This window comes from Bathymodiolus azoricus thioautotrophic gill symbiont (assembly GCF_001298715.1).
Lineage (GTDB): Bacteria > Pseudomonadota > Gammaproteobacteria > PS1 > Pseudothioglobaceae > Thiodubiliella.
The window spans coordinates 1-11,812 of the sequence record NZ_CDSC02000481.1 but is presented as its reverse complement, the minus strand read 5'-3'; the positions used below and the strand labels follow the sequence as shown (position 1 = coordinate 11,812).

At 32.3% G+C, this 11,812-nt stretch carries 15 protein-coding genes; 2 read left to right on the top strand and 13 right to left on the bottom strand.

The features are described 5' to 3' along the window. Nucleotides 1-23 precede the first annotated feature (23 nt). From fabG to BAZSYMA_RS09065, 13 genes are all read right to left on the bottom strand, one after another. Nucleotides 24-743, bottom strand: a complete 720-nt coding sequence (gene fabG / locus BAZSYMA_RS09125) for a 3-oxoacyl-ACP reductase FabG (protein WP_090718330.1) — start codon at nt 741-743, stop codon at nt 24-26. Between the two features lie 19 nt (nt 744-762). Next, entirely contained in the window at nt 763-1,200 is a 438-nt protein-coding gene (locus BAZSYMA_RS09120; protein ID WP_090718327.1) for a hotdog family protein, read from the bottom strand. Continuing rightward, nucleotides 1,193-1,981 carry a beta-ketoacyl synthase chain length factor gene (locus tag BAZSYMA_RS09115; protein WP_090718324.1) on the bottom strand — a complete coding sequence of 263 codons (789 nt, stop codon included), beginning with the start codon at nt 1,979-1,981 and terminating at the stop codon, nt 1,193-1,195. The genes BAZSYMA_RS09120 and BAZSYMA_RS09115 overlap by 8 nt, the downstream gene beginning before the upstream one ends. After that, nucleotides 1,975-3,162, bottom strand: a complete 1,188-nt coding sequence (locus BAZSYMA_RS09110; RefSeq protein WP_090718335.1) for a beta-ketoacyl-[acyl-carrier-protein] synthase family protein — start codon at nt 3,160-3,162, stop codon at nt 1,975-1,977. Before BAZSYMA_RS09110 ends, BAZSYMA_RS09115 begins: the two co-directional genes overlap by 7 nt. Continuing rightward, on the bottom strand, nt 3,155-5,437 hold the full coding sequence (locus tag BAZSYMA_RS09105) for an MMPL family transporter (protein WP_090718321.1): 2,283 nt from the start codon (nt 5,435-5,437) through the stop codon (nt 3,155-3,157). Before BAZSYMA_RS09105 ends, BAZSYMA_RS09110 begins: the two co-directional genes overlap by 8 nt. Nucleotides 5,438-5,444: 7 nt before the next feature. After that, entirely contained in the window at nt 5,445-6,002 is a 558-nt protein-coding gene (locus BAZSYMA_RS09100) for a LolA-related protein (protein WP_090718317.1), read from the bottom strand. Next, nucleotides 5,999-6,892: an LpxL/LpxP family acyltransferase gene (locus BAZSYMA_RS09095; protein WP_090718312.1), complete on the bottom strand. Its 894-nt coding sequence runs from the start codon at nt 6,890-6,892 to the stop codon at nt 5,999-6,001. Before BAZSYMA_RS09095 ends, BAZSYMA_RS09100 begins: the two co-directional genes overlap by 4 nt. Continuing rightward, a complete protein-coding gene (locus tag BAZSYMA_RS09090) occupies nt 6,889-7,179 on the bottom strand; it encodes an ApeI family dehydratase (RefSeq protein ID WP_090718309.1) in 291 nt (96 codons plus the stop codon). Before BAZSYMA_RS09090 ends, BAZSYMA_RS09095 begins: the two co-directional genes overlap by 4 nt. A 78-nt stretch (nt 7,180-7,257) precedes the next feature. Beyond that, the gene (locus BAZSYMA_RS09085) at nt 7,258-8,574 is read right to left on the bottom strand and encodes an AMP-binding protein (protein ID WP_090718306.1); all 1,317 of its coding nucleotides are present in this window, start codon (nt 8,572-8,574) and stop codon (nt 7,258-7,260) included. Between the two features lie 16 nt (nt 8,575-8,590). Then, nucleotides 8,591-9,190 (bottom strand): COG4648 family protein, encoded by a 600-nt coding sequence (locus BAZSYMA_RS09080; protein ID WP_090718300.1) that lies wholly within the window; start codon nt 9,188-9,190, stop codon nt 8,591-8,593. A 5-nt stretch (nt 9,191-9,195) separates the two neighbouring features. Further along, entirely contained in the window at nt 9,196-9,462 is a 267-nt protein-coding gene (locus BAZSYMA_RS09075) for a phosphopantetheine-binding protein (protein WP_090718296.1), read from the bottom strand. Between the two features lie 64 nt (nt 9,463-9,526). After that, the gene (locus BAZSYMA_RS09070; protein WP_090718291.1) at nt 9,527-10,192 is read right to left on the bottom strand and encodes a YdcF family protein; all 666 of its coding nucleotides are present in this window, start codon (nt 10,190-10,192) and stop codon (nt 9,527-9,529) included. 5 nt (nt 10,193-10,197) lie between these two features. Then, nucleotides 10,198-10,947 carry a glycosyltransferase family 2 protein gene (locus tag BAZSYMA_RS09065; RefSeq protein WP_090718287.1) on the bottom strand — a complete coding sequence of 250 codons (750 nt, stop codon included), beginning with the start codon at nt 10,945-10,947 and terminating at the stop codon, nt 10,198-10,200. Nucleotides 10,948-11,089: 142 nt separating this feature from the next. On the opposite strand from BAZSYMA_RS09065, the gene BAZSYMA_RS09725 reads away from it, so the two are divergent. Together BAZSYMA_RS09725 and BAZSYMA_RS09060 are read left to right on the top strand one after the other, a co-directional pair. After that, nucleotides 11,090-11,290 carry a hypothetical protein gene (locus BAZSYMA_RS09725; protein WP_143243188.1) on the top strand — a complete coding sequence of 67 codons (201 nt, stop codon included), beginning with the start codon at nt 11,090-11,092 and terminating at the stop codon, nt 11,288-11,290. A gap of 134 nt (nt 11,291-11,424) precedes the next feature. Next, a complete protein-coding gene (locus tag BAZSYMA_RS09060) occupies nt 11,425-11,811 on the top strand; it encodes a hypothetical protein (protein ID WP_090718284.1) in 387 nt (128 codons plus the stop codon). Nucleotide 11,812 lies beyond the last annotated feature (1 nt).

Here is an 11,812-nt window from a genome sequence, read left to right as displayed (position 1 = left end):
TATGAAAGAAAACAAGAAAAATATTAGGCTATGCCTCCATTAACACCAATGACTTGTCCAGAAATATAACTGGCAGAATCACTTGCCAGAAAAGACACCAAAGCAGCCACTTCTTCTGGATCTCCTGCTCGTCCAGCGGGTATGGTTTTTTTTATATAATCTTTGTCAAATATATCTTGAGTCATGCTACCCTTGATAATACCTGGCGCTATAGCGTTAACTGTAATCCCTCTTGATGACATTTCTATGGCTAAAGATTTGGTAGCACCAATTATGCCAGCCTTTGTTGCTGAATAATTAACTTGTCCACGGTTACCCATTACGCCTGCAACTGAAGATAAATTAATAATCCTACCCCAGCGAGTCTTCATCATTGGTAGCATGAGTTTTTGTGTAACATTAAAAAATCCGTTTAAATTTACATCCATAACTCTTTGCCATTGAGAATAACACATGCCAGCAAAAATTCCATCATCATGAATACCTGCATTGTTAACCAGAATCTGGATGGCACCTTGGTCAAGAATTTTGTCTAATTCTTTTTGAGTGGCGTCTTTATCAGTAATATCAAAACAAACTGTAGATGCCACTCCACCATTTTCAACAATGGTTTTTACAATCTCAATGGCTTTGGTTTGATTGGTATTACTGTGAACCAAAACTTCAATATTATTTTTGGCTAAATCAATGCATATTGCTTTACCTAAATCCCCACTACCGCCTGTTACTAAAGATCTTTTCATTATATATTTTTTTTAAAAATTAATTATTAAAAATAGCAACAACAGTTGCCCTTCCAGATATTAGCTCATTATCTTCAGAAGCAACTGAAAATTCGTAAATCATGTTACCTTGAGAGGCAAATTTTTTTGTGGCTTTAACCATCAAAGGTGAAGTAATATTATTTATGTCAAAATTTTGATAAAAATTTACCTCTTTTAACGCTGCCAAATAACCTTCTTGCATTTTCTCTGATAAATCTTTTGCAATTAATGCACCATGAACTGCCATTGCTTGAGCGCCATATTCTATCAAAGCTGATACAGGTAGGGATCCGTTGTTACGCAAAGGATTGTCATTTTTCTGATGTGTTTGTGTTATGCAAATAATGGATTCACTATTCCATTGCTTAACAGTGTCAAGCAAGCACATTTTTCCAGAATGTGGAATTAAGTTACAAAGTTCAATATTACTAAACATTATTGACTTTTATTGATAATTGATTTTGATTCACATATGGAATCACGATTTCAACGCCTGTTCCTTTAATCAAAGCCTCAATTAATGGCAATCCAATACCAATAGGATTGCCAATCCTCATTTTTTCAAGTGATTTGTTGAAGCATTTGGTCACACTTTTCTGATTGTTTATTACAGAAACTTCAATATCTCCTATTGCCTCAAGGTGTTTATCCATACTGAGTAACAAAGCAATTCCAATTGGGTATTCAAAATGACGAAAACACGCTAAATCACTGGGGATAACATTATCATAAGCAACCAATAATACATCATTTTTTTCGATCAATACTTGGGTTAATGCTTCAATCAGTCCAGCAGAAAAAGTATTATCGCCTGCAGATAAGCTAACTGAAGGGGTTTGTATGCCAGTGGCAATTGAAAAATATCCCGCAGGTGTGTTATGCACAGAATTATGAAACAAAGTTGGCGACACCATCTTTTCTTTGGTTGATAAAGCCTTGCATATTTTATCTTTTATATCTAAATCCCCCTCCGATGAGGCAAAAACTGTTAAAGTATCATTTTTATAATCTATAGAGTCAATGGCTTTTAATGCAAGCCTGATGACAGTTGTGGTTCTGCGAGCTTCATTTGCTGGCAATGAGGAGGGTGTCATTTTGGATAAAGCTTCTGGATACCAGTCCATATTGCCTTTAAGAATTTCTAATGACTTTTTAGAATCTTCCATTCCTGGGGCTATTACAGCAATGCCATTGATATATACTTTATTATTTAACATGAAAATATTAGACTGCAATTACTGCCGCCAAATCCAAAAGAATTAGACATAACATGGTTTAATGATTGTTTTATACACTTTGTTGGCACCCGAATAGGGAGGTTATCATCAATAGTGTGTAAATTTATATTAGCAGGAATGATAGAATTTTCCAAAGCTAAAGTACAGATAATAGCTTCATTAATTCCAGCTGCACCTAAAGTATGTCCTGTCATACCTTTGGTTGAGCTACATATAATTTCAGAATTAAAGACCGAAGACAACCCTCTAGATTCTGAATAATCATTTGATAGTGTTGCCGTGCCATGTAAATTTATATAATCCACATCCGAAGGGTTGATTCCAGAGCTTGTTAATGCCTTTTTTATCGCTATTTTCCCACCAACACCTTCAGGATGTGGCGAGGAAATATGATGAGCATCACTGCTTTCACCATAACCTGTTAAATGGATATAATTGTTGTTGGCGGATTTTTCCAGCAACATAAAACCTGCGGCTTCACCTATATTAATACCTTGTCGATTCTTATCCCAAGGGCGACAAATATCTTCAGATATTAGTTGTAGTGAATTAAACCCATATAAGGTAGTCAAACATATACTGTCAACACCGCCAACTACGACAGCATCGAAAAGACCTGCTGCTATATATCTATGAGCTGAGGCAAAAACTTTGGCACTTGATGAACAAGCAGTCGAAATTACCATACCTACACCAGTTAGTCCCAATGAGCGACAAACATACCTTTGAACAGAGCTGGTATTGTCTGTATAAAGCATATCTATATTTGGCAATTTTCCTGTATCTTTATCTCTGCCAATATAAGCATTTTCAGTTTCTGTAATGCCAGAAGTGCTGGTGCCAATAAAAACCCCAATTCGATTTTTCCCATACTTGTTAATCGCTCTATCAATTTCATCACGGAAATTATCAACATCTAAAGCTAATTTGGCTAATTTGTTATTTCTACAACTGAACTTTTTTAAATGGTTTTCTAATTCAACATCCTCAACTTTATCCACCAACCCTAAAAAAGTATTGAAGTTCATTTCGGGATAGCTGGCATTACGCAACCCACTAGAGCCACTGAACATTGCATCTAAAGTAAAGCGCTTACCATTGCCTAGTGCATTAACTAATGTACTGGCAGTTACTTGAAGTGAATCTATTGTTTTATTCATATTTATTTGTAGGTGTGCTAATAAATTTAGCAATGATAAAGCACGCAAAAACCCCAATAACAACAATTTGTCCAATTGAGCTTAATACATTAACATCTGAAAAAGCCAGAACTGAAAATGTCATTATAGTTGTTATTGCACTAATAGTAATGGCATGTGTGCTATTAGAGAGTTGGATCATCTTGTTGTTTTCATAGTTGAAGAATAAACTGTAATCAAAACCCAAGCCAATCACCAATAATAATGATAACAAATGAAAAATATTAATACTATTGCCTAGTAGCGCTTGAAAGCTAAGGCTGATTAAGACACCAGAAAAAACCGGTAAAACAATCCAAATTCGATTTTTATCTTTATAAGCAAACCAAAGGGTAATAGCAAATAGTAATAACAGCATGGCAAATAATCTAGTCCAAGTTTTCTTTAGATAGTCATTCATAATATTACCAGCCATCGCACTAATTGAATAATAAGTGTTTTTTAATAGATAGGAATTATTCACCTGTTGCTTAAATTTATTGATATTTTTAATGTCAATTACCCTTATTAGAGAATACCAAACACCATCTTGGATAAACAATAACGACTGGATCTTGCTTGCCATGAGGGATTCTTCAAAATCTTGATAGTTAAGTAAAGGCATTGTTTTACTTGAACTGATATCATTAATAAAGTTGTCAAATGCATCTTGTTTGAAAGGCATTTTTGACATAGCTAAAGAAACATTGTTTTTTAACTTTTCTTTATTGGGTAGCTGCTCTTGACGATATTTTTGTGTTTTTTTATCAGGTAATAATGTGTCTGCACTGATAGTTCCACCAATAATATCTTGAGCTACTAATTTTTTTAGTTGTTGTTGTATTTCCTGGGTTTCTGTTAAAATCTTTGTTAAATTTTTATCCGATGTTAAAAAAACATGATTAACTTCTTCTGAGCCCAATACTTGGCGTAAATCTGCATCAACTTTTTTTGATGCAATTGAAGCGGGATTTAATTGTGATATATCGGTATTAAACAAACCAGCTTGCTGTGATAGAAATATTGCAGGCAATAAAACAACCAATAAACTAATGAAAATTTTAGATTTTAATGATAAGCATTTCCCAATAGGAATTTTTCTTTTATTTATCTTGGTATTTTGCATCCATAAAGGTAAAAAATAAACACTAATCAAAAGCGTTGATAATAAGCCAATTGAGGCAAAAATAGCAAGTTGTGTAAGACCATCAAAACCAGTCCCTATCAAAGCCATATAGGCAAATATGGAAGTCAGAACACCGATTTTAAGTGGTTTTAAAATTTTCTTAATAGCATTTCTGGCTGAAACTTTTGTGCAAGTATTGCTAAATACATGTAATGGATAATCAAGACAAACGCCAAGTGCAGTGATGCCAAATGCTAGCACGATGCCATGAATTTGAGAGAAAATCATCTGAGTGACACTCATTGCAATCAAGATAGAGGATGCGAGCGTAATAATCGCCAGTATTAATAAATAAATCGACCTATAAATAAATACAAACACAAAAAACATAATAATTATCAATGCAAAACTTGCATATTGAATGGTATTAAGGATGTTTTTACGCATTTCAACAGCCACAATGCTAGCACCAGATAACAACAATTTTGCGCCACTGGGTTTATTGGCTTCAAAGGTATTTTTAATGGTTTTTATGGCTAAGTCTTGTTGTTCAATTGTAGAATTTTTTTGAATTTGAATCATTAATAATGCTTTGTTGCCAACAAACCAAACGCCATTTTTCTGTTTTGCAGTTGTTTTAATTTGATTTAAAGACAGATAGTCCAAGAACACGCTTTGAGGGTCAATCAATAAATAATCAATAAATTCACTGGGTGTGTCAGCGGTAAAAGCAGTTAATAATTTTTCAAAATTATGACGCAAACTATCAATATCAAATGTATTGTTACTATGCAACAAATATCGATATTTTAATAATTTTTCATGTTTTAAATCATTAAAATTTTGTGAGTTAATGACAGAGCTAAACGACTTTTTTTTTTCTAAATTGAGCTTTAATGCCCGACTAAGTCGAGATAATTCTTTGTCATTAGAACCTGAAATTTGTGCCAAAATAAGATTGGCAGATAAGCCTTTTTGAGATTTCTCAATCAGCACTTGTGCATTTTTATCCCGAATATCAGCAGGCATAAATTGTTCAATATTAGAGACAACCAATAAATTGTTGTTTAAATACCAAGCAGAAGCTGCGACAATTATAAAAAACAAAAAATTTCGAGATATTGTTGTCATTTTTTTATCATTGACTAAAAGTTGTTATAACACTAGTGCCATCAGATTTTGACAATTTAATAACATTTATATTGCCAAGCTGACCTGTTATTAAAATACTTGACACCCGAGATAAAATCTCTGAATTTCTTGGAATTAACTTGATTTTCCAATCAGTAAGCTTATTGGAATATTCAATGAAATAATTGCTTGAAATTTTTTCCTTATTTCCTAATAAAAGCCATCTTATAGCATTAACGCCACTGGCAAGCACAGGATGATTGGCAAGGGATATTTCCCTCTTTCCGTCATCATCTAACAGCAAAAGCGTGTTGTCTGTTATGTGAATTTCAGATTTTATAGGTGTGGCAATATATTTACTCATCAAACCATCGTCGTTAAATGATACCGTTCCTGTTGTTTTAATTTCTTCGGTAAAAAAAGTTGCACTACGCAATTCAACAAACTTTAATGTCTTATTTGGGTTTTTAGAAATCAACCCAAATACATTGGCAATTTCAATCTCTGAGTAAGTGACAATAGGGTTTACGATTAATAGTAACAAAAAAAACTTAAACCAATTCATAACTCATCATCCCAATAATCATAAAAATTAAACCAGTTAAACGGATGTTTTTCAATCATGTCTTGAATGTATGAGGTATAAACTTGGGCATTCTTTGTAATATTTTTTTCTCTTTCAGATTTTTTTTCGGTGTAATCGTTCTTTATTTCTTTGAAGTGAATTTCATATTTATTTTTACCCACATATACACCAAAAAAAACAATTATCGGCTTTTTTAAAATATTCGCAAGTGCAAAAGGGGCCTTTGGAATATTAATAACATCACCCAAAAGAGTACACTGAATTGTTTTTTGTTTATCGACACTTCTATCTGCCAATATGGCAACAAATTCAGAGTTGTCAATACTTTCTTTAACCTTTAATAAGGCATTGTCATTATTTGCATCAATAATGGCATTAAACATAGCGGGATTAAGGTTATATAAAATCTTAGTAATCATTGAGTTATGAGATATATCCATCACAATCTTTGCTTGACCACATTTAGGCGTTAAATATTGCAAAACATCAAAACCTCCGACATGAGAGCCTAGCAATATAAAGCCTAAGTTATTTCTAGTTAAATTTGAAACAAGTTCTTCATTAAAAATCTTAACATCAAACTGCTCTGTTTGATTGGTAATAAAATAAATCCTGTCTAAGATAACGGCAGAAAAATAATAGATATGCTTAAGAATTTGAACAAAGCCATGCTTGGGCAGTGTCGTTCTTTTTAGATAATTTTTTGAGGCAAGGCGGACTTTCGGTGATGTTAAAAAAAAATACAATGTAATCGGGTACAACCAAAGCCTTGCAAAATTACGAGAAATATTGATGGCAAGCCAGCAGATCAAATGCAAAGCAAACGGGGTGCTTCTTTCTTTGCTTGCTCTCCAATTAGAATCTTTCATCTAGTGCTTAAGCGACCTAAGACAGAGACCTTGCCATCAATGCTACATTCGAAAGACAACAATGTGGGAGATATGTTTTTGTACAATATAGCTACTTTTTGATTAGGCAAAATGGGTTTAATAAATTTTATCGCTAAGAGTGTTGTTACTTCTTTGGGTGTTTCTAACTCGGACAATTTTTGAATTACTTTCTCAATAATAATTGCTCCAGGAACAATAGGATTGTTAGGGAAATGCCCTGGTAAGGATGGGTGTTCGTTATTAATAATAAAGTCAAATAAAATCATAATGACCTTAAACTAAAAAAGATACCCACAATAATTTTATACAACATTCTATATATACTCATGTCAAGATCATTTTAATCAAATATCTAAGGGTGTACCATCAATCATTTTAATTAAATTGTTTAATGGCAATTTTCCTAATTCATTATATGGAAGGTTGGCAACCACCCTTAATGGTCTTGGTAAAAAAACAGAATCTATTGTTTGTGACAATAGATGTATTATTTGATTTCTTGTTAACGTTGAAGAAACGGCTAAGGCAGCTAATCGAACACGCTGATCTGTATTTTCTTTAGGTATAAAAAATATGCCATCATCAACACCATCAATTTTTTTAAGCTTATGTGAAAGACCACTCAACGATTCTCTCTTTCCACCGATTTTAACCAAATCACTACTACGTCCAAGCAAATAAAAAAATCTATTACTAATCATTTTAATTTGGTCAGAAATATTGATTAAATTCTTATATCCAACAGCTTTTAATAAAACATTATTTCCTTTCGCTTTAATGTCATAATCTTCCAGCAGTTCCCATCTATCGCCCTTGTTTGTTTGCCTTGTTGCGATAGCACCAGATTCACTACACCCATATATTTCAAACACATGAGTGCTTAATATTTTTGCCACCTCATTAGCAATATCACTAGACAATAGAGATGTTGCAGAAATTACAGAATCAATGTTGTGCCAATTTTCTTTCAAACCAATACAAGCTTTTAAGTGCAGTGGTGTGGTGATAAGAATCTTTGGCTCTGGCGTTTCTAATGCTATCTGCTGAATGTCTAAGGGATAGAATGGATAACCGTCATGCATCATCACTCCCAAGGTTAAAGGATAAATAATAGATGTTTCAAATCCAAACATGTGTTGTGGAGGAACTGTGGCAATCATACATTTCCCATGTACGCCTTTTGGCCACAGTCTTCTACCTACTCTTATTGAGCTTTCATTTAATTGTCCCCATGTTTTTGGATTCTCTTTGGCTTTTCCTGTGGTTCCAGAGGTGAATAAAATAGCAACAGTTTGTTGTGCATTTATATCAAAGTTTTCTATTTTTTTGAATTCATTTTTATTGTTTTGTTGATACAAATCAACAACATCTTCATCATTAATTAAATAACTATTAAAATATGACTCTGAAAGTCTTTCTATCTCTTTTTTTGCTTTTGAACTGGGGAATAAACTAATTTGACCAAGAGAGGTGCAAGCAGCAAAAGCAACTAAAAAATGATATCTATTCTCACAAAGGTTTATGGCGTATTTGAGCAATAGTAAATGATTTTTTGTTAATTCGACATGAGACAAAAATTCTTCTTTAAAGATCTTACGGCCATGGTAAATAGCTATAGCATTTTTATCTAAGTTGTTAAGTAATTTAAATGTTTTTTTCATTGGGTTATTACATAAATTAATTACTTAATCTGCAATGAAAAAGTCGGATTATAAAAACTTTGAAACTGATTTTGTCATTTTTAAACTTTATATTTCTATATAAAAATTCACCCAACATGATGAATATGATAACAACATAATTGCCCGTATTTACAACCCAAGACCAAACTTCAACAGGAAGCCATATAGAGGCAATAATACCTTGTATGAACATATAAATAAACCCAAGTAGCCATATTATGGTAACCATTCTTGTGTATTTTTTCTTATCAAAATTAAGTGGTTTTTCATCTACACACTCTGCAAATTGTGTAATTATTGGTATTTTTCCAAATGTAAGAGATTTAGAGAATGTATAAATTAAGGCCAGTAAAACCACTATGGGGATAGACTGAATTAATATATATTCTTTATTTAGGAAAATAATCAAAAAAGTAAAACCCACAGTCGTAACCGCAAAAAAATATTTAATAATTAAGGGTTTTATTTTTAAGAAATAGATAAAAAATAATATTAATACCATTAAATATGCAACAGACAAATGCGTATTAGAGGTTTGAATTCCTATATGGGCAACAATTGGATATAAAACAGCCCAAACAACGATCTTACCCATCAAAATTAAGCTTGATTTAATTTAACATGTTTAGCCAATGAACGAATGGAGGAAAAAATTTCCTTGTTATTCGGATTATCTGATTTTAATTGAAAACCATATTGAGATGATAATGCTATAGACAATTCTAAGGAATCAATTGAATCTAACCCAAGACCGTCATAAAATAATGGCTTATCAAAATCAATATCAGATGGGTTAATACCTTCAAGACTTAGTGTCTCTACTATTAATTTGGCGATTTCAATTTCAATACTTTCTTTGTTTGGCATAATTTTTCTGTCAATATAATTAAATTAATGTGAATTAAACTCATAAAACACATTGTTTTATATTTTAACCGCTAATATTAGAAATTCTTTTAAGAATTTTACTGTTGTTCGTCAAAATAGCCCAATACCTTCCCACCAAGTAAAAATTTATATAAAAAGCTTCAATAATAATTTTACCTATATTGGTAAATGTGTATTTAAAGCTATCCTCTGCGGGGCAACTTAGCGCATTAATTTTAAAACCTTTTGCCATCATCATGCTACGCGCCATATGATAACGATTTGTTACCAACAAAATTTTTTGAATTTTATTATCTAATAAATGATAAAAATTCTTTAAGTTTTCTAATGTGTGAACAGACTCTTTCTCTAAAAATATTTTATTGCTATCAACGCCCAAATCAATTAAGAAAAAATTCCCCGCATCTGATTCGGCAATACTAGCGTTGCCAGTTATACCGCCTAAAATATAAACATTGCAATTGAGATTCTTATTTAGTATTAATGCAGCACGATTTAACCTAGAAATGTATTCACCATCTGGGGAATTATTTTCTAATTTCTTTCCTAAAACTAACAATAGGTTAGCCTGATTATTGGCAAGATTCTTCTTATCTTTTGCAATAATAAACACATATACAAACAAACCCATCAAACTAATACCAAGCGTTAATACAATTATAATAATTGACAAAGATAAAACAATGTATCGATCATAATCAAATTTCATATCATTTAAAAAATATTTAATATCATAGGCTTAATGACAGATCTATATAAACCTTGGGGATACATCCCTCTTGATATAAGGGACTTTCCCACCATTAAAGTAATCAATGTTATATCTCTTACACCTTGAAAATGGCTGGGTCTAGCATCTTCTTTATAAACAGCAGGAATAGGGACAGAATAGCTATATATTCCTACTTGAGCAGCCTTGATAATAACTTCACTTTCAAAAACAAAGCCACTGTTTTTTGAGGTTGAAATTTTTAAGTTTTTAAAAAGAATTGAAGGATAAAGCCGAAACCCTGATTGACTATCAGAGATAGGATAACCAGCAGCCCATGCAATCCAGAAATTGGCAATTTTATTAGCATAATATCTTTTTGCAGGGATAGAGTCTTTGTCTGCCAAACGAGCACCAATAATAATGTGTTTTTTGTGTTCTTTCCTTTTGTTAATCAATAAATCAACATCCTCTGGTGCATGCTGATCGTCTCCATCAAGGGTAATAATAAAATCATTTTTGTTTTTTAAAGCAAGTTGAAATCCATCCCACAAACTAATAGCTTTGCCTTTATTGGTTGTGTGCTTGATCAAATGAATGGGCAAATTGTTTAATTCTTTAACAGTATTGTCAGTAGATCCATCGTCAACCACAATAACGCTTTTACATTTTTTTAAAGCCCTTTTAACGATATCACGAATGGTTGCTTCTTCATTGTAGGCGGGTATTACAATAGTAAAATTTTCTTTAATCATTTCCCCAATCCAAAAATAGAAATCAAAAAAAACACACAAACCCCAACTGGTATAATGATTTCAACCAAAAAACAGTTTCACCCATTAGGTGAAAATCAAAGGCAACCAAGCCCCTCATTAACCAACCAAACTTTATGCGTTTATGAACATTTTAAACTACAAACTGTCCTCTACCAACGAACTTTTAACCGCTCGCATTGGGCTACTTGCTACTGCACATACCATTACACACCTGAAAAACCTAAACGATCCAAAATATCGAATAATTTGTGCTGATCTTATCAAATTGGGGGTATTGTCTGTATTTTTATGGATGCAAGACTTGAATGGAGTGATTTTTTAGGATTTTGATTGGTATTTTTGGGTTGGGTGGTTCTATTTTTGGATTTGGGCATTTAATTTCTCTGTGGGGGTAATAAAAATACATTATAATTTTAGAGGTAACACTTTATTAACTACATAAATATAAGGAAAAAAATGAAATTTAATTTACTTGGAAAAATATCAATTATTATAGTCTCTTTAGCATTATTAGCTGGTTGTGGGACAGCACTAGTTAGAGATGTTGATTCTGCTATGATCTCTGGTAATCATTCTGTTGCAAATATTGAAAGAGCAATTGTTAGAGCTGGCACTGGTCTTGGCTGGGTGATGACAAAAAAATCTGACAAACATATAGTAGGAAAGCTAACCCTTAGAACGCATCTTGCAGTTATTGATATTACATATGATAAAAATAGCTATTCAATCAAATACAAAGATAGTACAAACTTAAACTATGATGGCTCAAAAATTCATACCAATTATAATGGCTGGATTCAAAACCTACAAAGATCCATTGATCTCCGAATAAATACTTTATAAA